Annotated in this window: 22 protein-coding genes; 10 read left to right on the top strand and 12 right to left on the bottom strand. The window is 40.7% G+C overall.

Features of this window, described 5'->3' with window-relative positions; all coding sequences use genetic code 11:
- Window positions 1-181: 181 nt before the first annotated feature.
- A complete protein-coding gene (locus tag ACIQXN_RS13485; protein WP_402967183.1) occupies window positions 182-406 on the top strand; it encodes a hypothetical protein in 225 nt (74 codons plus the stop codon).
- A 242-nt stretch (window positions 407-648) separates the two neighbouring features.
- Window positions 649-2061 carry a polysaccharide deacetylase family protein gene (locus ACIQXN_RS13480; protein ID WP_402967181.1) on the top strand — a complete coding sequence of 471 codons (1413 nt, stop codon included), beginning with the start codon at window positions 649-651 and terminating at the stop codon, window positions 2059-2061.
- Between the two features lie 768 nt (window positions 2062-2829).
- Here ACIQXN_RS13480 and ACIQXN_RS13475 read toward each other — a convergent pair.
- The 3 genes from ACIQXN_RS13475 to ACIQXN_RS13465 all read right to left on the bottom strand — a co-directional run bounded on the left by ACIQXN_RS13475 (window position 2830) and on the right by ACIQXN_RS13465 (window position 6032).
- On the bottom strand, window positions 2830-3402 hold the full coding sequence (locus ACIQXN_RS13475; RefSeq protein ID WP_402967179.1) for a hypothetical protein: 573 nt from the start codon (window positions 3400-3402) through the stop codon (window positions 2830-2832).
- A gap of 595 nt (window positions 3403-3997) precedes the next feature.
- Window positions 3998-4822 (bottom strand): MBL fold metallo-hydrolase, encoded by an 825-nt coding sequence (locus tag ACIQXN_RS13470; RefSeq protein ID WP_402967177.1) that lies wholly within the window; start codon window positions 4820-4822, stop codon window positions 3998-4000.
- 493 nt (window positions 4823-5315) lie between these two features.
- Window positions 5316-6032 carry a YebC/PmpR family DNA-binding transcriptional regulator gene (locus ACIQXN_RS13465; RefSeq protein WP_402967175.1) on the bottom strand — a complete coding sequence of 239 codons (717 nt, stop codon included), beginning with the start codon at window positions 6030-6032 and terminating at the stop codon, window positions 5316-5318.
- 390 nt (window positions 6033-6422) lie between these two features.
- Here ACIQXN_RS13465 and ACIQXN_RS13460 point away from each other — a divergent pair, with 390 nt between their 5' ends.
- The 3 genes from ACIQXN_RS13460 to ACIQXN_RS13450 all read left to right on the top strand — a co-directional run bounded on the left by ACIQXN_RS13460 (window position 6423) and on the right by ACIQXN_RS13450 (window position 11281).
- A complete protein-coding gene (locus tag ACIQXN_RS13460; protein ID WP_402967173.1) occupies window positions 6423-7136 on the top strand; it encodes an endopeptidase in 714 nt (237 codons plus the stop codon).
- A gap of 883 nt (window positions 7137-8019) precedes the next feature.
- Window positions 8020-8829 (top strand): SDR family oxidoreductase, encoded by an 810-nt coding sequence (locus ACIQXN_RS13455; protein ID WP_402967171.1) that lies wholly within the window; start codon window positions 8020-8022, stop codon window positions 8827-8829.
- 427 nt (window positions 8830-9256) lie between these two features.
- Window positions 9257-11281 carry an acyltransferase family protein gene (locus tag ACIQXN_RS13450; RefSeq protein ID WP_402967169.1) on the top strand — a complete coding sequence of 675 codons (2025 nt, stop codon included), beginning with the start codon at window positions 9257-9259 and terminating at the stop codon, window positions 11279-11281.
- Between the two features lie 139 nt (window positions 11282-11420).
- On the opposite strand, the gene ACIQXN_RS13445 is transcribed toward ACIQXN_RS13450, so the two are convergent.
- The gene (locus ACIQXN_RS13445; protein WP_402967167.1) at window positions 11421-11984 is read right to left on the bottom strand and encodes a GNAT family N-acetyltransferase; all 564 of its coding nucleotides are present in this window, start codon (window positions 11982-11984) and stop codon (window positions 11421-11423) included.
- 34 nt (window positions 11985-12018) lie between these two features.
- Entirely contained in the window at window positions 12019-12993 is a 975-nt protein-coding gene (locus ACIQXN_RS13440) for an alpha/beta fold hydrolase (protein ID WP_402967165.1), read from the bottom strand.
- Window positions 12994-13137: 144 nt separating this feature from the next.
- Here ACIQXN_RS13440 and ACIQXN_RS13435 point away from each other — a divergent pair, with 144 nt between their 5' ends.
- Entirely contained in the window at window positions 13138-13257 is a 120-nt protein-coding gene (locus ACIQXN_RS13435) for a DUF4023 family protein (RefSeq protein WP_402967163.1), read from the top strand.
- A gap of 66 nt (window positions 13258-13323) precedes the next feature.
- On the opposite strand, the gene ACIQXN_RS13430 is transcribed toward ACIQXN_RS13435, so the two are convergent.
- The 4 genes from ACIQXN_RS13430 to ACIQXN_RS13415 form a co-directional block, all read right to left on the bottom strand.
- The gene (locus ACIQXN_RS13430) at window positions 13324-13623 is read right to left on the bottom strand and encodes a spore coat protein (protein ID WP_402967161.1); all 300 of its coding nucleotides are present in this window, start codon (window positions 13621-13623) and stop codon (window positions 13324-13326) included.
- 73 nt (window positions 13624-13696) lie between these two features.
- The gene (locus ACIQXN_RS13425) at window positions 13697-15613 is read right to left on the bottom strand and encodes a vWA domain-containing protein (RefSeq protein WP_402967159.1); all 1917 of its coding nucleotides are present in this window, start codon (window positions 15611-15613) and stop codon (window positions 13697-13699) included.
- Window positions 15614-15628: 15 nt separating this feature from the next.
- Entirely contained in the window at window positions 15629-16492 is an 864-nt protein-coding gene (locus ACIQXN_RS13420; protein ID WP_402967583.1) for an ATP-binding protein, read from the bottom strand.
- A gap of 101 nt (window positions 16493-16593) precedes the next feature.
- Window positions 16594-17007, bottom strand: a complete 414-nt coding sequence (locus tag ACIQXN_RS13415; RefSeq protein WP_402967157.1) for a MerR family transcriptional regulator — start codon at window positions 17005-17007, stop codon at window positions 16594-16596.
- A gap of 231 nt (window positions 17008-17238) precedes the next feature.
- Between ACIQXN_RS13415 and ACIQXN_RS13410 the strand changes: the two genes are divergently transcribed.
- Entirely contained in the window at window positions 17239-18279 is a 1041-nt protein-coding gene (locus ACIQXN_RS13410) for an NAD(P)-dependent alcohol dehydrogenase (protein ID WP_402967580.1), read from the top strand.
- A gap of 216 nt (window positions 18280-18495) precedes the next feature.
- On the opposite strand, the gene brnQ is transcribed toward ACIQXN_RS13410, so the two are convergent.
- Window positions 18496-19827 (bottom strand): branched-chain amino acid transport system II carrier protein, encoded by a 1332-nt coding sequence (gene brnQ, locus ACIQXN_RS13405; protein ID WP_402967155.1) that lies wholly within the window; start codon window positions 19825-19827, stop codon window positions 18496-18498.
- Between the two features lie 705 nt (window positions 19828-20532).
- Window positions 20533-21177, bottom strand: coding sequence for an SDR family oxidoreductase (locus ACIQXN_RS13400; protein WP_402967153.1), 645 nt, complete (start codon window positions 21175-21177; stop codon window positions 20533-20535).
- A gap of 347 nt (window positions 21178-21524) precedes the next feature.
- Here ACIQXN_RS13400 and ACIQXN_RS13395 point away from each other — a divergent pair, with 347 nt between their 5' ends.
- Window positions 21525-21788 (top strand): CD3324 family protein, encoded by a 264-nt coding sequence (locus tag ACIQXN_RS13395; RefSeq protein ID WP_402967151.1) that lies wholly within the window; start codon window positions 21525-21527, stop codon window positions 21786-21788.
- A gap of 140 nt (window positions 21789-21928) precedes the next feature.
- The gene (locus ACIQXN_RS13390) at window positions 21929-22564 is read left to right on the top strand and encodes a FusB/FusC family EF-G-binding protein (RefSeq protein WP_402967149.1); all 636 of its coding nucleotides are present in this window, start codon (window positions 21929-21931) and stop codon (window positions 22562-22564) included.
- A gap of 43 nt (window positions 22565-22607) precedes the next feature.
- On the opposite strand, the gene ACIQXN_RS13385 is transcribed toward ACIQXN_RS13390, so the two are convergent.
- On the bottom strand, window positions 22608-23033 hold the full coding sequence (locus ACIQXN_RS13385) for a cytidine deaminase (RefSeq protein ID WP_402967147.1): 426 nt from the start codon (window positions 23031-23033) through the stop codon (window positions 22608-22610).
- A gap of 147 nt (window positions 23034-23180) precedes the next feature.
- Between ACIQXN_RS13385 and ACIQXN_RS13380 the strand changes: the two genes are divergently transcribed.
- The gene (locus tag ACIQXN_RS13380; protein ID WP_402967145.1) at window positions 23181-23831 is read left to right on the top strand and encodes a Type 1 glutamine amidotransferase-like domain-containing protein; all 651 of its coding nucleotides are present in this window, start codon (window positions 23181-23183) and stop codon (window positions 23829-23831) included.
- Window positions 23832-24658 lie beyond the last annotated feature (827 nt).

Here is a 24658-nt window from a genome sequence, read left to right as displayed (position 1 = left end):
GTAATCCTTTTCCTTTTCGCTCTGCTGTTCCTGTAGGTTTTATTTTAACCTCCCCCTTCCCTTTTACAATCCAGCCTGTTCAATTTTATTTAACATTCATTGTAAAAAAATCCCCTAAATACAACCACAGTCGTATAATATAAAGAAGAAATAAAGTCCTAATTACCAAGGGGGAAAAAGTATGGTAGCCACCGTAACCGTTATTATGATCTTCTCTATTCCTATTGTTGCAATCGTGACAGACCATTTTCAACAACAAACCAAAACCAAACACAACATGCTTAAAGACGAAATCGAACTAGAAAAACTCAAACATGAAAACTATCTGATAGAAACAGAGAAATTAAGGCTCGAACTTGATCTAATGAAGGTTAACTCCCCTAGCGGTGAATCAAAAATTCTCTAACCTTTGTTCGCTTAGAAACAAAGCTCAACATGGACGTTGAATTCTTCCTCCAAGAACGCTTTTATCATTCGACGATCGATCCCTTTTTGATAATAAATACCACTTCTATAGGACCAAGGAACGTCATATCCTAGTTAGAAATCACCTAGGAAAAATCCCCCTAAAAAAAATGAATTTTTTAACAAACTTTTAAGGCTTTTGTATCTACATTATAGTAGAATTATCATGAGGTGGGGTACATCATGAGTAAATCAAATTATAAAAAAGTCTTTATTTCTCTTTTATGTCTGACAGTGGTTTTGGGATTATCAGGATTGGCTATTAAACTTATGAAAAATAAACATACGGTGTCAGCCTATTCCATAGATAAAAATTATCCGGACGCCGATATTCAAACGGACGTCAACGATTATACGAAGGGTGGATATTCAGTAAGCAGGCCGGTATTCCACCAAGAATCAATCGATGAGGAACTAGAAGCCTATATTCATAAAGAAATAAAGGATTATCAAAAGAAATGGAAGGATGTCGATGGGAAAGCTTCTTCTGAGTTGAACATCACGTATGAAATCCTTCATTTCAGCAAGCAAACCGTCACAATTTCCTTCGATAAATATCAACAAATTGCAGGTAAAAAACAATCGGAATATAACATTTTCACCTATGATATTCCCTCACAAGAAATCCTCTCTTTAGATGAAATTTTTTACTCTGATACGGATTTTTTATCGGTTTTATCCGATATCGCTTTTGAAGAATTAAGTGAAAAGAAAGACAAACACCTTTCCGAAGACCTGATCAAGAAAATAACAGATCCGAAAATGGCCAATTTTGATTCTTTTTCGGTGCTGAAAAATACGTTAGTTTTCTACATGAAACCAGAAAAAGAAGGCGACTCATCCACCATCCATACCGTAGCTATCAAAAAAGATCTGTTCAAAGATAGTTTGCTAGATACATATCTGAGTAAGGAATTGAATGAAGACCGCGTGAAGGAAAGGCAGCCTAAGCACATCGTCGCCAAGCTTCCTCCAAAGAATGATTGGATCGACCCATCGCAAAAGGTCATCGCTCTTACATTCGATGATGGACCACATCCAAAGAACACCACGGCCATCCTTAAGTCTTTGAAGAAACATCACTCTCATGCGACATTCTTTGTCTTAGGAAGCCGGGTGGATCATTATCCGGACGTTCTGCAAAAGATGCTTGCACAAGGAAATGAAATAGGGAACCATTCCTGGGATCATCCGCAGCTAACACGTTTAAGCAAGAAAAAGATCAGAAGTCAAATCAATAAAACTCAACTGGCAGTCCAAAAAGCGAGTGGCTACGAACCTACCCTTATCCGTCCACCATATGGCGCGATCAACGATGAGGTCCGCAAGCATATAGGAGACATGGAAGTGACCCTCTGGGAAATCGACCCTGAAGACTGGAAGCTCCTTAACAAAAAGAAAGTGGTCCGTAAAGTCATGAACAAAGCGGAGGATGGTAAGATCATCCTCATGCACGATATTTACAAAACCAGCGCTGAAGCCGCGGATGAAATCATCAAGAAGCTGGATCAGCAAGGCTACCAGCTCGTTACCCTATCCGAATTGGAAAAAGTGAAGCAAGACCGCAAACGTTATGGAATTAAAGTAAAAGAATAAATGCGAAAAAGCCTGTTTTGTTTATCAAAGCAGGCTTTTTTCTGTAAAAAGGGGCTAAACCGAAAGTGCTTCATACGATACTCGAACAGAAACCGCTTTATGTAGAATTCAACAGAGCCTGGGACACGCCGTTCCCAAGACCACAATGAGCTATATCAAGAAGGTCCTGGCCCGCAAAAACTACGCGTCGCATGCCTGGAGCGACTCTTCCCTGTTAAAAGAATGTCGCTAAAAGCAGAATGTATGCCTGCCTGGGAATAAAAAATGTAGGAGAGATAATCCCCACTTCTTGTTGTTTTTTCTATAGTTTTACGAATCAATTGAAATGTCTTATGGCTGTTGGTTAAATTGAGATCTTTGAGAAAGAATAGATTTTCCCAGTATAGGCGCCTTTTCTTTCTCTAATATTTTTAAGGTTGCCTTAACCCGTACCTTGCCCTTCTCTAAAAAAATACCTATAGAAGAAACACTTTTTCTAAGTGTCCAATCTATAGGTATCCGTTTAGGTAAGCTAGATTCTCTTTTTACTTTTGATAAGTAGGTTTATTTATAGCGATTAAAATCCAAAAAACCATAATAATAGGGATAAAGAATAGGTTTACATTAATTCTTTCATGTACCACTAGAGAAAATACATCATTAATGATTAAACTGATTAAACTTAATAGAACACATATAAGTAATGAATGTGTAGCTAATTTTAATTTTTTCACCCTCGAAAATTCAGGTACGTTAAACATAAAAGTTCACCCCTTAGTCTCGATCATTTTACCAGTATCCTAGAGTTTTACAGGCACTTTTAACCTTAGGTCGATTGTTTCCCCATTTATGGCAAGCTTTATTGGCACCCAACTTGTACATATCTTGAACAATAGTAGTTGCTATTGTCATACCAACAATTGTTCCAAAAATAACTTTAAGCGTTTTTTCAAGTGCAGTTGGTGGAGCAGCATGGCGTCCCTTGGCCTCAGCTGTAAGTTCCTCAATTTGTATTATATCATCTTGTTTATGAATTTCTTTTTCAAGAAACTTTGACTCATTTGTAATCCCATTTAACTCTTCAACAGAAATATCTGCTAGTGCTAGTTTAAGATTATCAATTTCAGTGCTAGATAATCCATTAATTTTAGCATAATCTAAGTCTAATAGTATTTTATTATCCTCTTCTTGTATCCCATTTTGTATAATCTCTAAAACTGATAGGATTTTTCCCTTTTCAACTTCTGTTGGTAATTCATCAGCATATGCAGAGCTCTTTGTTTTAATAGATATCGGTGATAGTACGATACCAAAAAGTAATACTAGTGAAATAACAAAAATTATACCTTTTTTAAATTTCATTGTACAAAAACAACTCCAAACCCTATTTTTACTATTTTTCTAAAATAACATAATAACCCTGTCAAATATAGAGGCATAAAATACTAATATATTAAAACAACTTATTACCCATATATATTTCCTATACTAAAAAGGCACTTAATCAATTGATTTAAATTTGTATGTAATTACGTATTTTAGCAAATTTTTATCTCCTTTGTAGGTAAATCCGGCCGGTTATTCCCCGTATAGTTCCTTCCGGTCGAAGCCGTGTAGAATGAATAGGCTATCTGTGTTTGTCCGTTCATCTTTCACATAATAACTTCTCTCAGGACTTTTTGTACTTTCTTTGGTTTCTTCCTTATCAAATTTTATCCAGTGGAAAAAAAGGTTTCTTTCCATTTTGAAACAAAAAAACTGTAGGGGCTGTCTAATAAGTCCCTACAGTTTCAGACCATTGTAAATGAAGAAGATCATGAACTGTCTGTTATAGTTTTCCGTAGTGATCTTTGGATTGCTCATAAAAAAAAGCTCTGCCCTAAAAGTCATTTTCCTGACTTCTGGGACAGCCCCTTTTTTCTTATGAAACATCCTCCAATCTATAATACGAAAAACTTTATGTAGTAAACAACGTTCCATTTAATGCCTCCACATACCTGATGGCCGAGTTTTGAACGCAACGATTTGCATCTTCTTTAACGATGCGATGAAAAGCATCATATAATCGATTGAACGTTAACCCCTTACTTTGAATGGCGATTTTTTGAACAGTTGACTGTGGTAACGGAATGAAATTGGGATAACTGTACATGAAACTTACCCATTGACGGTCGTCCACTACGCGAAGAATATCCCCAGTTAGTAATATCCCTTTTTTATTGTTCCCATTTTTCCATTCTAAAACAGTGCCACCTTTAAAATGTCCTCCAAAACGGTGAAGAACGACGCCTTCATGTAATATAAGGGACTCTCCAGACCAGAAAATAATCTTATCACTTTGCCTCATAACCCATTCTCTATCATCCTCATGAATATAAAGCGGGACATCAAACGTTTCAGCCCACTCTACCTGAGTTGAATAATAATGGGGATGAGATAATGCAATGGCATGAATTCCGCCTAATTCTTCCAATCGATTAATAGTCTCTTTATCAATATATGTAATGCAATCCCACAGTAAATTAAATCCTTCATCTTGTAAAAAATATGCCGTTTGCCCAATTCCAAAACCCGGAGTAGTATTTAAACTGTATAGTCCTTCCTCATCCTTTTTGATCGTATTCCTATACTTTCCTTCTGTAATCATACGGTCCAATGTAGTCCATGTTTGTCCACTTGGATTCACAAATTGCCTTTCTTCATTACAAATTACACATTGTTCAGGTGCCTCCATTGAACGTTCATATTGTACTCCACAAGTTTCGCATATGAAATTCTTCATTCTATCACCATTTCCCATAATTTGTATTTTATAATATTATATATGAAAATTATGGGAATGTATCTATAAATATAGTACTAATAGAACTGTCTCAAAAAAAAAAGACCTGTGAAACTATCTCACAGGCCCGCAAATATTTGATCTTCGACTTTATTCCAGCTGACTGAGGTCTATTAGGCTAATTCTTTTTGTCTTTCCTTCTTTTAATAGCTACCATTATACAAACAAAAGCACCCATGAAACTAGTGAAAATGGCCACAAAGACTTCATTACTCATTTAATAACGACCCCCAATCAAACACAAACACCCAAATTGGGCATTTTAGTGTCTGCCAATGCTTCTCTTTACCAAAAGCAAATATGACACTTGCTTTGTGCGGCCAGATGAGTAAAGGTTCGATGATGAACATAAGGGCATTATGTTTTTTCTATGGCTACATTTTTCTTCTAAAAAAGACCTGTGAAACTATCTCAAAGGCCCGCTATTATTGAATCAACCCAGGTCCACATTGTGGTAGACTTGTTGAACGTCTTCTAAGTCCTCTATTGCGTCGATCATTTTTTCGAATTGTTCTTGCGCATCTGCAGGAAGGGTTACGTCATTTTGTGCAAGCATCGTAAGCTCGGCAACCGTGAATTCCGTAATGCCCGCTTCCTTGAATGCTTGTTGCACTGCATGGTATTGATCCGGTTCCGCATACACGATAACCGACTCTTCTTCATCGATGATGTCACGAACATCTACGTCCGCTTCCATCAATAATTCAAGCACTTCTTCAGAATTTTTACCCTCTATACCGAAAACAGCTGTGGCATCGAACATATAGGCAACCGATCCGCTGACTCCCATGTTCCCGCCATTTTTACCGAAAGCAGCACGTACATCCGATGCAGTACGATTGACGTTGTTTGTCAACGCGTCTACAATCACCATCGCACCATTAGGACCGAAGCCTTCATAACGAAGTTCATCATAGTTCTCCTCAGAACCGCCTTTTGCCTTCTCGATCGCACGGTCAATGATCGCTCTCGGTACATTGTACGTTTTCGCACGTTCCAATACAACGCGTAGTGCCTGATTCGATTCAGGATCTGGTTCACCTTGTTTGGCTACCACATAAATTTCACGTCCGAATTTCGCATAAATACGGCTAGTATTCGCATCTTTGGACGCTTTTTTTTCCTTGATATTATTCCATTTACGACCCATTATATTCCACTCTCTTTCATCATTGAATAACAAAAATCAATTAATATGGCAAAATCCTTTACCATTTTTTTATAGAACCTTGAGGAAATCTACAAAATATATTCCAGTACAGATATCACATACAATCACTCGCTTATATTATACATCAATTGTATTAATTTGAAAAAGTCCAACACACTATGAATGATGACAATAAGCATACATTCATAGAAAGGTGAATATCGTCTATCTTCAGTTCCTTTTCCCCACAGAAATCATCGCAAAAATCAGGAAGACGATACTTAAGCAAGCGCCGACTCACATGGAATATGTAGCCCCTTCCCACTATTATACAATAAGACAAACCCACAGAAGACGTAGTATAGTTAAAAAAGAAAGTCGAGGTGTATCATGACGGAAATTATTATTGGAATACCTGGTAAATGGAAGGATCGTACGGAATTGATTACGGCGGTGGCTACAAAAAGTGAAGGCTACCTGTTGGCTGGACGCATCTTGCACAACCGGGAGAAGGACATGACCTTCCATGTTGAAGTGTATGACTATGAACCGCATTTAAAAGAGGCCTTCGATTATGCCAGTAAAGGGGCATTCCCTGAAAGTCTGTTGACCGAAATCGACCAGCATACCTTCACAGTCTACATCATTGCGGAAGTATCGGACTTTCAAGCGGTAGTCGACGTGATCGATGCTGGATCCGCCCTTCTTAAAGCTGGTGGCCTGGCTGTAAAAATCGAAACATCAGGCATGGCCCACACGAAGGAAGCCTGGAACAATTTGCAGCAAAACCCGGATGTCATCCCGGTTTATGCCCATTTCGTCACCATCATCGGGGAGGACGACCACTATGGTTCATTTGGCATGAAGGCTTTTGGTCTCCCAGATGCAATCACGCCAAATACGATGAGCCCAAAAGATGCCGTAACCTTACTGAGTACCTTTAATTTTTACAACCTAGGGGAAAGGCCCACCTTCACAAATGGCCAAGACTTCCGTATCAAATCGGACGCCCCGACCTATGCATTGACTAGCCGACAAGACTTCAGGTACGAGGAAGCGCATCCTTTTTATAACCCCTACGGATTATGGAGCTTAGAGAAATAAAGAGACAGGAGCCAACTCATACCAGAGTTGGCTTCAGTTGATCGACAAAAAGCATCGCCTATTTTTTTAAAAGTCCCTTAAAGTAATCCACCCCATACTCTTTTGCCCGCGAAACATACTCAATCGTTATTTTATGCTTCGAATCTATAGATTTTACTTGCTGATCATGCAAAGTGGATTGGAACGGAAGGTACGAGACTCCTGCGGGAAATGCGCGTCTAGGGGGAGACACCACAGGCAAAGCCGAGGAGGCACCCCGACCGCCCGCGGAAAGCGAGTGCCTGAAGTGAAAATCAACGTTCACATTGTACAAGCCATAAATATAAACCAACACATTTTTCATCGAGTTTAGCTACAGTCTAGAGCAAACTCATACCAGAGTTGGCTTCAGTTTATCGACAAAAGAGCATCGCCTATTTTTTTAAAAGTCCTTTAAAGTAATCCACCCCATACTCTTTTGCCCGCGAAACATACTCAATCGTTATTTTACGCTTCGAATATATAGATTTTACTTGCTGATCATGCAAAGTGGATTGGAACGGAAGGTACGAGACTCCTGCGGGAAATGCGCGTCTAGGGGGAGACACCACAGGCGAAGCCGAGGAGGCTCCCCGACCGCCCGCGGAAAGCGAGTGCCTGAAGTGGAAATCAACGTTCACATTGTACAAGCCATAAATATAAACAAACACATTTTTCATCGAGTTTAGCTACAGTCTAGAGCAAACTCATACCAGAGTTGGCTTTTCCTTATCCATTCCGCTTTTTGGAGGATGCCCTTTTACACCTACAAGTTTTCCTACTTTTCATTTGCATTGGCCTAGTACTTTTGTGTAGGCTTGATTTGAAAATAACATAAAATTACATATAAGGAAGAAGGGATATCATGTCGAATGTCCATGTAATCACAGGCGGTACAGGTGGTATGGGAAAAGCGATTGCTGAATTGGTCGGCAAAACAGGAACGGTGCTCTTGGCGGATGTGAATGAAGATCGCTTAATCCAAACTAAAGAAGAATTAGTAACAAAAGGCATGGAGAATGTCCATATCCAAACGGTAGATATTACTGATGCGGAAAATGTTAGAGCTTTAGCGAATAAAGCGAAGTCATTAGGTACGTTAAAGTCCATTATCAATACGGCCGGATTATCTCCTACAATGGGAGATTCAAAACGCATAACGGAAGTGAATTTAATAGGTACAGGCATTATATTAGATGAATTCCTGAAAATAGCCCGACCCGGGACGGTTGCAGTCTGCATTTCATCCATGAGTGGCCATATGGTACCTAAAGATGGCCCATATGTAGAAGTGCTAAAAAACCCCTTGGCCCCAAATTTCATAGAGACTATGGAAAAGATGTCACAAGGGAACCCTGGTGCTGCGTATAGCTTATCCAAATTGGGCGTTCTATTGATTGTGGAACACCAAGCGTGGGCATGGGGGCAAAAAGGTGCGCGCATCGTCTCCCTTTCTCCAGGTACGATCAATACTCCAATGGGACGGCAGGAAGCCTCCCAACAAGAACAAATGAAAGTCATGCTGGATCATACGCCGCTTCTCCGTGAAGGTGAACCGAAGGAGATTGCCACGGTGGTTGAATTCTTGATCAGCGAAGGTGCATCCTATATCACCGGGACTGATATCCGTGTCGATGGTGGTACAATTGCCAATATAGACAAAGTACCACGATAACTATATAAAACATAATCAAGCCACTTGTGGAGAATAGGTGGCTTGTATTCTTTGCACTCTATTGAAATGCTAGTAACTAATAAACCCCCTTCCAAATCTATCCCCTGCCACAATCGCCCTTGATCCATTTCCTACCCATTTCGGCGTAGAATTACCTTTTCCGAATTCGATTGTTTCCTAGAGTTTCTCAGTTAATGTCTCTTACAAGTCGTTGTAAAAGTATGCCTGGCTATAAGATGGGTTTAACTCACTATTCATCATTACTTTATTTTATAGAGTAAGAACTGAAAGGACATATCCTCCAATGTTTATACAAGCAACTATTCTACAATTGACAGAAACTTAAATTATAGTGAAATATTTTAAATTTATATGTATTATTGTATAAGTGAGTAAAAAGCAAGTAAAAAGTATAGGAGATTATTAAATGAACCAACCATTATTAAAACAACAACAAAATCAACCTTCAAGTAAACCTTTAATTAATATTGAGAGGAAATTCAGACCTGAAATCGAAGGGTTACGCGTGATCGCTGCCTTACTAGTAGCTGTGTATCATATATGGTTTAATCGTGTTTCCGGTGGAGTTGATGTATTCTTTGTCATTTCCGGTTTCCTTATTACTACTTCCATTATCTCCACAATTAATCGAACAGGGAAATTGAGTTTTAGAGCATATTTTACAAAGTTAGCGAAAAGGTTGCTTCCTTCTGTATTTTGCATTCTCGGGATTGTCCTGATTTTAAGTTGGTTTTTATTACCTGACTCAATTTTAAGTAAGACGATACGTGAAGTATTTGCTTCCATGTTTTTTTATCAAAATTGGCAGCTCGCTTTTTCGAGCACCGATTATTTAGATGCCAGCCAAATGAAGTCACCGGTTGAACACTTTTGGGCTTTGTCTATACAAGGACAGTTTTATATCATTTGGTTTTTAGTATTTAGTATAATTTTATTTATAATAAAAAAATATCAATTAACTAAAGTTAAAACATTAATTAATACTGTTTTGGGAGTACTATTTATATCTTCCTTTATCTACTCCATCTATTTAACCGCTGTCGACCAACCCTGGGCTTATTTCATAACAATGACACGTGTATGGGAATTTGCTTTAGGTAGCTTGCTCTGTATCAATTTATCATCGATTAAGATAAATAAATATATTGCTACAGTAATAGGTTGGCTAGGATTAATCGGCTTAATCTTAACCGGAATAGTTTTCAATGTATCCGAAATGTTTCCAGGGTATGTTGCCTTATGGCCAATGACTTGCGCATTATTCATTGTCTTGTCAGGTACACGTGATACAAAATATGGTATCAAAAGATTTTTAGGTTCCCCTTTAATGGCCAAAATAGGTGGAATATCTTTTGGAATCTATTTATGGCATTGGGTAATATTAGAGTTTTATCGCTATAATGTCGAGGAAACTCCAGGAATCATTGCTGGACTTCTAATTATTATTTGTTCAGTCATCCTTTCGTATTTAATGACACGTTATATAGAAGCACCCATTCGAAGCTCGGCTAGCAATAAATTTTCATATTCGAGACTTGCGATACTTGGTTGTGTAAATATACTCTTACTTGGTTCTCTTGTAACCGACATATATATCGACCAATCCAAGCCAAAAAAAGTAATGAGCGCAAAAAATTATCCAGGAGCATTAGCTGTGAAAAATCCTGATGATATCCCTGATGTAGAACCATTGCCGGCCCTATCCGATGTCTTTAATGATTTACCGAAAGCTCATTTGGATGGAAGTAACCAAGGGTTAAAGGATAGTGATTTAAAAGTTGGGGAATATGGTGAAACTGAAAATTACGATGCTACAATCGCTCTAGTTGGTAGTTCCCATTCTGAACACTGGTTAGGTGGACTATTGAAAGCAACAAAAAATGAGAAGTATCGTATATTAAACATCACTCGTTCAGGTACACGTTTTTCAACGGGATATTCGGATGATGATATGAAGGGTATCTGGGTCAAACATGCTCTAGAATATCTAAAGAATGAAGATGTAGACCTTATCCTTGCTCAATCCACAGCTGCTGATACGTCTAGCAAGAAAATTCAACAACAAATGATTGATCAGCTGCAGTTTGTGAAAGATGAATATGACATTGAAGTATTGGCTATTCGTGATAGTCCAAGATATAACTTTAATGTGTTGGAATCATTAGAAACAAGTGGACAGAAAGAAACCGCAAAAAAAATGAATGAAACAGATAATCAAAAGGACGAAAGTTTTTGGAAACAATTCGAAAAAGAGAATAAATCATTGCATAAAATCGATTTAACAGAGTACTTTAAAATAAATGGTGAATTCCAACCTATCATTGGAAATATAGTCATTCATCGAGATGATAGGCATTTAACGAATTCTTATTCTGAAAGTTTTGCGCCTATATTTAAAGAAAAAATCAACGAGATACTCAAAGATAAATAATTGAAAAGGAATAGGGACAAAAAACTGGTATTTCTAGTTTTTTTGTCCCTATTCCTTTTTTAAAACAGTCAATAAAAATCCCCATTACTGTACCGGGGTATCGTTCCGGATAGGTGGCTTCTTTTTCTTTGTTAAAATCCTAGTAACGTTCCTCGAAATCTTGCTTCAATAACGAATACATATATAAATCGTCAAATTTACCACAAGTGAACTCATACTTCCTTAATAACCCCTCACGTATAAAGCCATGCTTTTCCGCTAACTTTTGAGAAGAGGTATTGGGTGTTTCAATCAACGCTTCTATCCTTTGGAGCTGAAGTGTTTCAAAACCATACTGGATGACCGCTTCAAACGCCTCACTTGCAATGCCTTGCCCCCAATGATCCTTGCTTAATTCGGTACCAATTTCAGCACGGTAATGTTGGGTAGCCCTGTTAAGGAAACCGCAGCTACCAATGACATCTCCTTGTTCTTTCAGAGTTATCCCCCATCTAATCCCTGTTCCTTTTTCAAAAATCGTTTGATACCAAGAAATTTCCTCTAGCGCCTCTTCAATAGTGGTAAATGGCTCTAATCCGATGTGCCTCATTACCTCTGGATCAGATAGATATTTCAAGACACTACCGGCATCTTCTTCCGTGACTTTTCTTAAACGTAATCGATCTGTTTCAAGGATAGGAAAGGTACCGTCTCTATTTCGCATCAAAACCCTCCCCTCCTGTACTAGATTCGGCCGTTCATTGATGCTCTATCTGTTCGGTGAAAGCGCGGACGTGTTCACTTATTTCCTTGGATTGAGTCCAATGGAGATAATGATGACCATCTAAAACGACCATTTCATTTAACGGGTTGTTTCCTACTTGCGTTTCATAAAAAGTCAAATTGGATTTACCATCTTCGGTTACCTTATCTCTTTTGGCAGCGAAGACCATGATCGGCAGGTTTGAAGGGAAGGACATCTCCTTCGTCTTTTCCACATTCTTCTCTATTTCATTTGCTTCATCGACAATATTTCGGTTGTACAATTTCTTAGCAGAAATGATTTTCGTCATGTGTAGATTTTCTTCCGAATACGTTCCCTCATCCGCAATGGGAAGGACATCTTCAGGGCTGATATACGAAACCAGTCTTGCTATCCCCGTTGGTGCAACAGCCTTCAAATAGGCAGGCATGGTAGGCGCAGGTTCGTCAAAGTATTCCAATGCCTGCGGTAACGTGATATCTATCCCGATGATCGCCTTTACTTCGTCTGGATATTCATGGGCGTAATACATGCTGTAGATTCCGGCAAGGGAATGGGGCATCAATATGTAGGGACCTTCTATGTTCGATTTCTTCAGGGCCGTCCTTATTTCCTCCACAATGTTTTCCACGGTCCGTTCCTTATCGGTCAGCTCACTCCAACCATAGCCGAATGGCTCCACTACGACGACTTTATGATCCTCTGCCATCTCGTCCATCAATGGCTCGTAATCCAAGGCAGGTGCCGCCGTGCCTAAACCGCTTAATAAGACAATCGTTTCTTTTCCCTCACCTTTGGCATACACATGCATACGTTTACCATCCACTTCCACCATTTTTCCCGATGCCGGGTATTTCTTTTGTTCATAGGTCTTCATGATCGTATGGAAGGCAACCCAAACCAAAGTTAGCGCCAAAACAAACACTATGATATTTCGTATGACTCTCCAAACGCTACCCCTCTTTTTCATTCATCCCCAGGCTCCCAACTTTACTGTATTTTCTCTTCCCTATATAAGACGTTCTTGGTTTTTAAAAGGTTTCATGAAAATTTCTCATGAACCACAGTGGTTCTGGATATAGTAAAAAAGAATATAGCTGAGGAGGTTTTATGCATGGAAGGTTCAAAGGAATTTGTAGAGAGAATCAAAGAACAGCAGAAAAAAGAAGCCGATAATAAACGCCGTCAAGGGAACGGTCACCCAGAGAAAAGGTTGCCGAACAAACAGCATTAATCAATGATTCAAACAAAAAGAGCCAGAGGAAATCTTACGTAGATTTCCTCTGGCTCTTTTCTTGTTTCAATATTGCTGATATCCGCCGACTTGGCCCATGCCGCCATGCATGGGGTATGGATGGAAGGCTCCTCCATGTCCGCCCATGCCACCTGGCATCTGCATGGGAAAACTATGTTGTCCGCCATATCCAGGTTGCATCGGGAAGCCTCCTGGAAAGCCCATGTTGACATTCCCACCCATGCCTCCAAACATCGGATAGCCCACAGGTTGCCCGAAGCCACCACCGACGGCACCGTAATTACCTAGCCCTGGGAAACCCCCGTAATTACCATATCCACCAAAGTTCTGTCTTGTATAATACATATCTGTCACTCCTCATCTAGGTTACAGTCTAGAATATGATGACTAAACAGAAGCGTGATGAAAAAATTTGGCGTCAAATGGTCTTCAATAACAGTTTTTTCAATAGCGGGGTGAAGTGTTCTGGCAGTTCAGCTACACTCGGAATCATCAGCCTTTCTTTGCCGTAGATGTTTTTCATCGTCAGCTCTTCGCTTTCCTCGATTCCTCCATCCGCTAAAAACATGCCGATGACTTCGATCCCCTTTTTACGTGCTTCGGATACGGCAAGATGCGTGTCGACGATTCCGTTCTGGTCATAATGTGTCGCTGCTGGTTCGCCATCAGAGAATACGAGCAGAAAGCGGTTCTTCTCCCGGCGTCTTTCCAATTCCTTAGTGGCGACGCGGATGCTGTAGCCGTCCCGGTTATCCTCTTCAGGTTCAAGCTGCATGATTTTCGCACCGGCATTCTGGTAAAGCGAATCCGAATGGGAGTGAATCACGTGGAAATAGTTCGGCTGGTACCCTTCTTTCACATCATTGGCGTCTTCCCAAAATCCGACGATTGAATGAGGGATTTTCAATTTCTTCAACACTTCATGAAACAGGACGATGCCACGCTTCGTTTCATCCATCTTGTTGTGCATCGAGGCCGAGCAATCAATGAGAAGCGTGAACACGGCATCGATTTCCTTGGATTCCTGGTTCTTTTTATAAAAGATTCGCGGATTTTCTTCCAGCACGAGCGGAAGCAACTTCTTCGATAACCTTCCGAACGCCAAATCTCTTCTTGGCGCATTCTTCTTATTTTCCAGCGTTTTTACGATGGTGCTGGAAAGCTTCCGCTTGAATGGTTCGATATCAGCCACGAACTCACGGTAGCGTTTTTCCTCATCGATCGTGGATGGCCTCGCCTCTTTGGTTATCAAGACGGCATCCTTATTGTCCTCGCCAAACGGGTAATCACCGTTTTTCCCGACGGTTGTCTGCTTTTTCTCGAGTGTTTCCTGTTGCTTGTAGTCCTTTTCTTTACTTTCTCCGGAAGAGCCCTGAATCGAGGCCAGCGCCTGGTCGGCATCTTCCGCTTCCCGTGCACCGCCACCCAACATGCTCGTTTTCGTCCCCTGCTCCAGTTCAAACTGAAGGAAAGTGGAAGGGTTCTCCCCATTTTTATTCTCCCGGTGCCATGTCGAGAATTTTTCGTCGATGAACTCGCTATTCTCTTCATCCACATCTTCTGTATCATCGTTCGACAACTCATCGTTTCGCGTCAGTTCATCGAAAAGCGTATTGGCCGTATAGTGCTCGACATTCGCAACCGGATAGATGAAATATTCATTCATGCAGTCCTGATACTCCTCGTTCAAGCGGAAGACGATCTGCTCACAGATTCCCGTGATATCACTCGTCTTGCTTGCTTCAAAAACCATATAAATCAACGGTTTGATATTTTCCAAATTCTCTAGTTGCCGTTGATTGGCTCGTGGAAAAATCGGATCAGGCCGATCGGATTGAAGCAGCATATAAATCAGGCAGAACAGTTCATCGAGTGCAAAACTCCTCGTGACGTTTGCCCCCATTTGCGTTTCAAAGTATTGTTTCAGATACGCCTCGCGTACGGAAAACCACTTTTTCGTTCCCGGCCTTTCTTTTTTGATGAGTTCCTCAAGCCGTAAATCCTCGAATAGGGTAAATAATTGCGCCGCAAACTTCGGAAGCCCGCTTTCCTCGATGACTTCTTGATAATCCTGTAAATCCTTAACACTCGAATGGTGCAGGGTCCCGATTGTCCTAAGCAGCACATCCGTTTTCAATCCCGCGACCTTTACCTCTTGATTGCCATTTTCCCAGAAATGGCTCGCCGTGACTTTTCTATGCACAGAATCGAGGATCGATCCGTAATTGTATTCGAATTCCAGTTCGGGTATACCGGATAAAACCGTCGATAAATCCTGCAACTGCAGAAAAAGAGCCGTATCAATTATTGAATCATTGAATCGAATATACTTCATGCGGCATTCTCCTAGTTAGAATAATGTGTCGGCCAAGTTCTTCACGAACTCCCGCTCCCGTTCCTCATCAAGCTTATCCACGATGGAACGGAGAATCGCCCGCTTCGCCGGAATCAGCACACTAAGATCACATGCATCAAGCAGTGCCCGGATCGATGCCGCGTCTTCCGCTACCTTTCCTTGATTCACGGCATGAATCAGATCACCCGAAAGCTTGACGAATAGGTCAATCATTTTAGTGTCCTTCAGCTTCGTATTGGTTTGAATCAATTGCTTGAGCTGCTCCCCTTCGATATAGGGAACCTCGATCACGATGAACCGGTTTTTCAGCGCTTCATTCAAGGGCACCGTACCTACATACCCTTCATTGATGGCCGCAATCACATTGAAGTCCTCCTTTGCCGTGATGACTTCATTCGTAAATGGGTTCGTGATCGTCCTTCTATAATCAAGCACCCCGTTGATCAGCGGCAGTGTTTCGGGTTTTGCCATGTTGATTTCATCAATATAAAGAAAAGTTCCGTGATTCATGGCATTTGTCACAGGTCCCGGAACGAATTCGATCACCTGTTTTTCCTCTTTATAAGATAACGTCTTGAACCCCAACAAGCTCTCGGCATCGAGGTCGACTGAACAATTGACGCTGAACATCGGTTGGTTGAACAAATGTGAAAGCGTCTCCGCAAACTTCGTCTTCCCTGCCCCTGTCGGACCTTTCAACAGAATGTTCTTCCCCATGCTCAATGCTGAAATCGCATCGATCATCAAATCCATTTCTGGTGGTACATATCCACCTTCAGAGATCAGCTCCTGAAATTGAGCGGGATCTTTCTTTTTAGTATGTAAAATATTCATGATTTCTTCTGGTAATGTATTCATCACGAGCTCATTCCACCCCTTTTTCCTCATTCTAGAGTTCTTTTCCTATAAAAACAAACATCTGCTTTTATCAGTCAGCTGTGTCGATTTTCATGATTATTTTAAGTGTTAGAATTGATTTCAATCTTTTCCCTATGAATGTCTTCCGTTCCGGCATCCAATGCAGTTTTATAATATAAACATTTGTGGTCGATGACTTCCATTGTTTTTTTAAGCTCTTCCATTTGTGCTTCCACAATCGCTTTCCGCTCTAAAAACATGTTTGATCTTTGTTGCAATGTAGAATCCCCTTCAGAACACCAATCAATGAATTGTTTAATTTCCTTAATGGGCATTCCCGTTGCTTTTAAGCATTCAATGATCCTCAAGGCGTCGATATCAGATTCTTTAAATATTCTAATTCCGCTAGGCGTACGTTCTAAAAAAGGCAGGAGCCCTTCTTTGTCGTAGTATCGTAACGTATATACGGTGAGATTCAGTTCGGTTGCAGCTTCACTAATAGAATAAGTCTTCATCATCAGTCTCCTTTTTCCATTAGACTTCGAGTTAACTATAGGTATTGTCACCACCTTATCAAGGTAAAGCCTTCATGTCAAAGGCAAAGTTCATCTAGAAAAATGGAACGATGCTAATCACTTGACCTATAGTTAACTATAGGATTTAAGATTAGGAGGTATAGGAAATGGGTGGGAAAAGATAATGCCCATTTTCTTGATTACTATAAAATGTACAGGAGGCTACTATTCATGATAACTGCTAAAGCGCGAGCTGTTGACGGTCCGCACAAACCTTTTAGAGAGGCTGAAATTCAACGGCGTGATCTGGATTCACATGATATTCTGATTGAAATTAAATATGCTGGCATATGTCATTCCGACATCCATACCGCTCATGGTGAGTGGGGTCCAGTCAACTACCCACTCGTCCCAGGGCATGAGATTGCGGGGATAGTCACTGATATTGGTGCAGAGGTCTCAAAGTATAAGGTTGGTGACCGGGTAGGAGTCGGATGTATGGTGGACTCTTGCGGTGAATGCGAGAACTGCAAAAAAGGAGAAGAACAATACTGTCACAAAGGAAATATCCCAACCTACGCTGGTGTTGATAAATACGGCGAAACTACACAAGGTGGGTATTCAACACACATCGTTGTGCAAGAAGATTTCGTATTGAGTATTCCTGAAAACATCAAGCTGGAGGATGCAGCTCCATTACTTTGTGCAGGGATTACGACATATTCTCCTCTAAATCACTGGGGAGCGGGCCCGGGTAAAAAAGTAGCGGTTGTCGGCCTGGGTGGTCTCGGTCATATGGCCGTTAAAATTGCCTCCGCAATGGGTGCAGAGGTCACCGTGCTTTCTCAGACATTGAGGAAAAAAGAAGATGGTCTGAAATTCGGTGCCAAAAGTTACTATGCAACTAGCGAGCCGGAAACATTCGAGAAACTTGCCGGAACGTTCGATTTAATCATCAACACTGTAAGTGCAAAGATCAACCTCGATGCTTATCTGGGAATGCTCAACCTCGATGGCACGTTAGTGAATGTTGGTGCCCCTGCTGAACCGTTGTCACTAAGTGTCATGAACTTAATCGGTCATCGCCGATCATTTGCCGGTTCATTGATCGGAGGAATCCGCGAAACACAGGAGATGTTAGACTTCTGTGCCAAACATGACATTGCTCCTGAAATTGAGATTGTATCTGCCGATCAAATTGACGACGCATACGAACGCGTATTAGCTTCCGATGTGAAGTATCGATTCGTTATCGACATCAGCACGATGTAATTTGAGTTACTTAATCATTTCATTTAGGGGATGTTCTAAAGCATTTTTAGAACATTCCCTTTTTTACGTTGCTTCCATGTTGGGATTGAACAAAAGTTAACCGGATCAAGGCATTCTCCTGTGGCAACGGAGACAGTGAGCATTTGGATCCAAAGAAAAGGAGCCGTCAAAAGACAGCTCCCTTCGTTCATTCTATTCGTTAAATTTATCACACCATCATGACTGAGGTACTTCGTTTCCTTTCATCAGGCTTACGATATAGCCTAGTATCCCGCCAACGATTGACGGAAGGATCCAGCCTACCCCTACACTGAATAAAGGCAGGTAATCAGTCAAAAAGTCCGTAATCGGATTCTTTGAGATCCCGAAACTAATGAGTCCATCATAAATCCCAAAAATCAAGGTAAGGAAAAGACTTCCCAAGTATACCTCTGATTTCCCTTTGAAAAGGGGATGTAAAAATGTCAAGGCGATGATGACGATGGCCACTGGATAGAGCGCCGTCAATACCGGCACCGTATATTCAATTAAATTGCTTAGGCCTACATTGGCCACCGCTGCACTGAATACCGAGAAAATAACCACATAGGTTTTATACGGTACAGAAGGCCATAACTTGTTAAAGTAAGTAGAGCAAGCCGTGATCAGACCGATGCTAGTCGTTAAACACGCTGCAATCACGATCAAGCCTAATAGCACGGCACCCGCAGAACCGAAAAAGTGGTTCGATACTTGTGCAAGTACGTCCCCGCCATTGCCTAATTGGCCAAGCATTTCCACACTGGTAGCCCCAACATATGTCAATGACGTATATACGACCATTAACAGTAATGCTGCAATCAAACCGGCTTTAGTACAGAATTTCAAAATTTCCTTTTTGGAAGTGATGCCCCGATCCTTAATGGTATTAATCACAATGATTCCAAAAGCAAATGACGCGAGTGTATCCATCGTCAAATACCCTTCTTTGAACCCTTTGAAAAAAGAATTATCAGAATAGTCTGCTATAGGAGCTTGAATGTTCCCCATTGGATTTACAATTGCCACAATGATAAGGATAGCAATGAAAATTAATAATAACGGGGTTAGCACTTTCCCGACAATATCCAAAACCTTTGAGGGATTAATCGATAGTAAGCAAGCAATTCCAAAGTAAATGATCGTGAATACTAACAAAGGTAGAAATCCGGCTCCTTCAGGAAGGAAAGGCTTGATTCCTATTTCATAGGAGACGCTTCCCGTTCTTGGAAGTGCGAATAAAGGTCCAAGGGACAAATAAAGAACGATGGTGAAAATTAAACCAAACATGGGATGGGCCCTACTTACTAGCGACTGCACATCATTTTTACCCGAAATACCGAAAGCCAGTATCCCGATGAATGGCAATCCCACTCCAGTAAGGATGAACCCAAGATTAGCCGACCATAAATTGGTCCCCGAGGATTGACCAAGCATGGCAGGGAAAATTAAGTTTCCTGCACCAAAAAATAAAGCAAAAAGCATTAAACCTGTAACCAATGTAAAAGAAAGTGGTGCTTTCTGTGACATTATGAAACCTCCAATGTTCTAGATCTCTTAATCCATAGATAAGAGAATTGTCTGACTGCCTCCGATTGGAGGTCTGTGGTACATACAAACCTAAATACAACACTCCTAACTATAAAATGCACCAGAAGGTTTGTCAAAAATTATTTTAGTAATTATTCCGAAAAATTATTATATATATTACCCATTTTCTTAATATAGACAGTCTCATCCTTAACAGTAGGACTTTGGATACAAGAAGAAAGAAAGAGAAAGAGACACATAAAAAGAAAAACATTATTTCAGAAGGCTCAAATGTTTTTACTCATCGCATGATATAAGCCTCAGAAATAGAAAAACAGGGCCCATCCATTAGAGATGGCCCTGCAATTTTGTCGAAAAAAGGGCATCGCCCTTTTTTTAAAAAATTTCTTAGATTAATCATCCAACCTATACTCTTTTGCCCGCGAAATACTTCTAATATATAGATTTCACTTGATGATAACGCAAAGTTGATTGAAACGGAAGGTACGAGACTCCTGCGGGAAATGCGCGTCTAGGGGAGACACCGCAGGCGAAGCCGAGGAGGCTCCCCGACCCGCCCGCGGAAAGCGAGTGCCTGAAGTGGAAATCAACGTTCACATTGACAAACACATTTTTCATCGAGTTTGTCTACAGTCTAACAGGGCCCATCCATTAGAGATGGCCCTGCTTATAGTTCTTTCTATCTTAAATGGCTTGTAGCGCATCAGCAATCGGGGTCTCCCCTGAAATCAAATCGAAGGAACGGTTATAGGTATGTTCCTCTGTTAGCGAAGCCAAAATCGTCTCCGCCACATCCTCACGGGGGATTGAGCCTCTTTCCAACTTCTCGGCTGCCGTCACCTTACCTGTTCCCGGTTCGTTCACGAGACCGCCCGGCCGGATGATGGTATAGGTTAAATCGCTATGCAACAGTGCTCGATCGGCATAGTGCTTGGCCACATAATACGGTTTGATAGCGTCGCTCCAATTTTCCCGGTTATTAGCCTGAAACGCACTGACCATGATAAACCGCTTCACCTTTAAGCTTTCAGCGGCTTCAATCGTCTTAACCGCCCCATCAAGATCGACCAATAAGGTTTGATCTGCGCCCGTGCTACCGCCAGAACCTGCCGCAAACACGATGGCGTCGCATCCATTTGCCGCTTTCGCAATCTCTTCTACCGTACCCGTCAAACTGACGACCACCGATTCGACTCCGATATCTTCAAACACCTTCTTCTGTTCTTCTTTTCGAATCATTGCCCGTACACTATGTTCCTTGCTTTCTTTCAATAACGTAACAAGGTGCTTCCCAATCTGCCCATTTGCACCAACTACGAATACTTTCATCTTAAGTCAGCTCCCATCATTGATATTTTGGTTTTCTTTATCCAATTATTTCATGAACGGGGAACAACGGCAAACAATCCGCATACACCAAGGAAGGGAATTGGAATTCAATTGGCATTGCGCTTAAGATATTTTATAATGAAAGGTAATTCGAAAAGGAGGTGTAAGAATGGCAATGAAACGTGTTTTGCCGCCTTCTGCAGCGTCTCATGCAAAGCCTGATATGGGAGGCGATACTTTGCATGGGGTGGAAATAAGCTAACCGAAAAATCGCCCAGCTTTTATCATTTCTATTAACAGGCTTTGCCCCTTATTTCATTCAATCAAAGAATAAGGAGCTGGCAGAAATGACGTATGTAAAAGCAACAGCCGTTTTACCCGAAGCACTGATCCAGGAAATTCAGAAATACGTGCAAGGTGAAACCATCTATATTCCCAAACCTGATCAAACGCATCATAGATGGGGAACTCGTTCTGGGTCCCGGAAAGTGATCGACGAGCGAAATGCTTCTATAAAATCTGAATTCAAAAAAGGTACGGCTATCCATGAATTAGCAGAGGAACATTTTCTCTCTACCGAAACCATAAAAAAAATCATTTATTCCAAATAAATGGATTTGCAGCACTGATGATGTCAGTCAGTGCTTTTTATATGCCATTTTTATTTCCTAATCGTTTTCCCCCTTTCCTTTAAAAAGCGGATTCTGTAAAATGGAAGCACCAGGTAGGAACATGAACAGGAGTGGGGAAAATGCAACCGTTTATCAGAAATGAACAATATAATTTCATTAAATCGCAAACGCAGATTCTTATAAATGGATATGTAACGGCCAACGATCGAGACGTCGTTTCGACGGTAAAATCCGTCGCAAAAGAAAGAGTGTTGGAATTATTCACTGAACTGGATGACAGGCAAAAGCAACTTTTGGACCCAGTCGACACCATCAAGGATCCTGCCCAAGCCGAAGCCTTCCTTTTGGACCTCAGACCATATGTGATCCCTTTTAAAGAAATAACCGAACAGACTATCAAAAAGTTATTTCCTAAAGCGAAGAAATTGAAAGTCCCCAAAATGGAAACCATCGATTTAAGAGAGATTTCATACTTTGGATGGGACGATAGTGGCTCAGGAAAGAAATTCATCATCGCCACAAGAGATGATAAATTCGTTGGACTACATGGGACATTCAAACCCTCTCACAAAAAAGGGATCTGCGCGATTTGCAGTCGCTTTGAGGAAGTCGGGATGTTCATGTCTGAAACAAAAGGATCCGTTCAAGGTACATTCACCAAAAAAGGCAACTATATTTGCCAGGATAGTCTGAAATGCAACCAGAACATCACCTCACTAGACAAATTGGATGATTTCGTTGCGCGGGTCAAATAAATGATGAAGGCAACCCTCCGGTATGAAGGATTGCCTTTTATCGTTACGAACGTCTCGTATATTTCAAGGGAAGCAGCTCGCTAATTTTCGTTTTAACCGCCTCCCCGTCCACTTCTATGATCACCAAACAATCTTCTGCATAATCCGAGATCAGCTCCCGGCACATCCCACATGGACTGACAACCTTTAGGTCTCGATCGATTTCGTCGGAATAGGGATGTCTTACAGCCACGATCGTCTCAAACTCTTTTTCCCCTTCCGATATCGCCTTCCCAATTGCGATCGCCTCCGCACATACCGTGATTCGGCCGACATACGCTTCGATATGTACCGCTGTGACAATTTTACCCGTCTTTGTTTTCAACGCTGCCCCAACATGGTGCTTATCTTCTTTGTATAACGCTTTGATCTTTTCCCTTGCAGCCTCGATTAACGTATAATCCGATGCGTCTAATGGATAGGTTTTCATACAGCATTCCCCTTTTCTTACAAACGACTAGCTCTAGTATAAGATATTCAAGCACTCATTTTAAGGTAAAAATTTACTTTATATACTATAATGATAGGAAACATTGTTCACTTATTTGTTCATAGGAACAAAGAAAAGAGGCTAAAAATGCAGATATCCATTTTAACCAGTGACTTTCCTGATGGATTCACCGATGATTTCGTAAAATGCGTGAAGGAGTACGATCGTAATAATGGGGCGTTTGTTTTTATTGCCTCAGACTTTTCAGGGCATTCTAGAACCGATCGATATTGCGATGGAATTTTAAATAAGTTTAGAGATAAAGGGATTGTATTTGATCAAGTTCAAGTCATTGATGATAGATTGTCAGAACAGAAGGCCGTTCAGTGTATAGGGGAAGCGGATGTTATATGGATCTCGGGAGGGAATACACTCGAACAAATAAAATATTTGAAGCATTATAACCTACTCAAAGCCCTGCAGAGCAGCGAATGTATGGTTATCGGTATGAGTGCAGGCTCTATCAATATGGCTAAGAAAGTGGTGCTAGCAAAAGACATGACCGATCATATTCCAGCGTTATCTATTTATGACGGGATCGGACTTGTGGATATTAATATTGAACCACATTTAGGTTCTGCTAGTAAGAAGCATATAGAAGAAGATATTCACGAAGCAGCACAGGTTGCACCGATCTATGGGCTTTATGATAACTCATTCATTAAGATCGTCGGGGATAAGATGGATATATTCGGTGATTACTTCAAATACGAAAATATCAGTAAGTCTAGTGAATAAGAGAACCATAGAAAGGGCTGTCCCAAAAGTCAGGAAAATGACTTTTGGGGCAACCCCTTTTTTATATTGAATATTACACACCTGACTTATCCACACTGATCTTGACAGTTACGGCTCACAAATGGTGCGGTCTATAGAAACTCTTTAAGTGAAAGGCTTATTAGTCCTAATTCAAATCAATTATTGTCAATTCCTTGCCCGGAGTAAAACTAACGTACTCATAATTTTCTTCTCCGTTCAGCATACTTCGATATCCCACCTCGGTAGTATCATAATCGATCGACTTTTTTAAAAAATCTCCATATTTTAGGTTCGTTTTATATTTTCACTATAAGTTAACAGCCTTATAGATAAGTAGATTAAATGACCTTTTAAAACCTGTACATTAAGATTAAAGAAAAAAAACCTAAAAAAAAAGAAGTGCTAGAAACAGCACTTCTTACAGTTTATCGACAAAAGAGCATTGCCTGTTTTTTAAAAAAAGTCCCTTAAAGTAATCCAATCCATACTCTTTTGCCCGCGAAATATACTCAATCGTTTCTTTACGCTTCGAATATATAGATTTTACTTGATGATCATGAAAGTGGATTGGAACGGAAGGCACGAGACTCCTGAGGGATCTGCGCGTCTAGGGAAGACACCGCAGGCGAAGCCGAGGAGACTCCCCGAGTGCCTGAAGAGGAAATCCATGTCCACGTTGTACAACCCCATTTTTCACCCGAATTTGCCTACAATCGAGTAGAGGGAAAATAAGCTAACTTATTTTCGCCCCTCTCACAACACCGTACGTACGGTTCGCGTATACGGCGTTTCAATTTATATTGCAG

The organism is Peribacillus sp. NPDC097295 (assembly GCF_044761665.1).
Classification (GTDB): Bacteria; Bacillota; Bacilli; order Bacillales; family DSM-1321; genus Peribacillus.
Note: the sequence above shows the minus strand (reverse complement) of the source record. Positions and strands in the feature narration are given on the sequence as shown.

Excerpts from the sequence above, each read along its gene's own strand:
- ACIQXN_RS13390 (WP_402967149.1), top strand. The coding sequence starts at position 21,929 with ATGCAACCGTTTATCAGAAATGAACAATATAATTTCATTAAATCGCAA.
- ACIQXN_RS13465 (WP_402967175.1), bottom strand. The coding sequence starts at position 6,032 with ATGGGTCGTAAATGGAATAATATCAAGGAAAAAAAAGCGTCCAAAGAT.
- ACIQXN_RS13460 (WP_402967173.1), top strand. The coding sequence starts at position 6,423 with ATGACGGAAATTATTATTGGAATACCTGGTAAATGGAAGGATCGTACG.
- ACIQXN_RS13420 (WP_402967583.1), bottom strand. The coding sequence starts at position 16,492 with ATGAATACATTACCAGAAGAAATCATGAATATTTTACATACTAAAAAG.
- ACIQXN_RS13425 (WP_402967159.1), bottom strand. The coding sequence starts at position 15,613 with ATGAAGTATATTCGATTCAATGATTCAATAATTGATACGGCTCTTTTT.
- ACIQXN_RS13385 (WP_402967147.1), bottom strand. The coding sequence starts at position 23,033 with ATGAAAACCTATCCATTAGACGCATCGGATTATACGTTAATCGAGGCT.
- ACIQXN_RS13455 (WP_402967171.1), top strand. The coding sequence starts at position 8,020 with ATGTCGAATGTCCATGTAATCACAGGCGGTACAGGTGGTATGGGAAAA.
- ACIQXN_RS13470 (WP_402967177.1), bottom strand. The coding sequence starts at position 4,822 with ATGAAGAATTTCATATGCGAAACTTGTGGAGTACAATATGAACGTTCA.
- ACIQXN_RS13435 (WP_402967163.1), top strand. The coding sequence starts at position 13,138 with ATGGAAGGTTCAAAGGAATTTGTAGAGAGAATCAAAGAACAGCAGAAA.
- ACIQXN_RS13400 (WP_402967153.1), bottom strand. The coding sequence starts at position 21,177 with ATGAAAGTATTCGTAGTTGGTGCAAATGGGCAGATTGGGAAGCACCTT.
- ACIQXN_RS13440 (WP_402967165.1), bottom strand. The coding sequence starts at position 12,993 with ATGAAAAAGAGGGGTAGCGTTTGGAGAGTCATACGAAATATCATAGTG.
- ACIQXN_RS13480 (WP_402967181.1), top strand. The coding sequence starts at position 649 with ATGAGTAAATCAAATTATAAAAAAGTCTTTATTTCTCTTTTATGTCTG.
- ACIQXN_RS13410 (WP_402967580.1), top strand. The coding sequence starts at position 17,239 with ATGATAACTGCTAAAGCGCGAGCTGTTGACGGTCCGCACAAACCTTTT.
- ACIQXN_RS13475 (WP_402967179.1), bottom strand. The coding sequence starts at position 3,402 with ATGAAATTTAAAAAAGGTATAATTTTTGTTATTTCACTAGTATTACTT.
- ACIQXN_RS13485 (WP_402967183.1), top strand. The coding sequence starts at position 182 with ATGGTAGCCACCGTAACCGTTATTATGATCTTCTCTATTCCTATTGTT.
- ACIQXN_RS13415 (WP_402967157.1), bottom strand. The coding sequence starts at position 17,007 with ATGAAGACTTATTCTATTAGTGAAGCTGCAACCGAACTGAATCTCACC.
- brnQ (WP_402967155.1), bottom strand. The coding sequence starts at position 19,827 with ATGTCACAGAAAGCACCACTTTCTTTTACATTGGTTACAGGTTTAATG.
- ACIQXN_RS13395 (WP_402967151.1), top strand. The coding sequence starts at position 21,525 with ATGACGTATGTAAAAGCAACAGCCGTTTTACCCGAAGCACTGATCCAG.
- ACIQXN_RS13445 (WP_402967167.1), bottom strand. The coding sequence starts at position 11,984 with ATGCGAAATAGAGACGGTACCTTTCCTATCCTTGAAACAGATCGATTA.
- ACIQXN_RS13430 (WP_402967161.1), bottom strand. The coding sequence starts at position 13,623 with ATGTATTATACAAGACAGAACTTTGGTGGATATGGTAATTACGGGGGT.
- ACIQXN_RS13450 (WP_402967169.1), top strand. The coding sequence starts at position 9,257 with ATGAACCAACCATTATTAAAACAACAACAAAATCAACCTTCAAGTAAA.
- ACIQXN_RS13380 (WP_402967145.1), top strand. The coding sequence starts at position 23,181 with ATGCAGATATCCATTTTAACCAGTGACTTTCCTGATGGATTCACCGAT.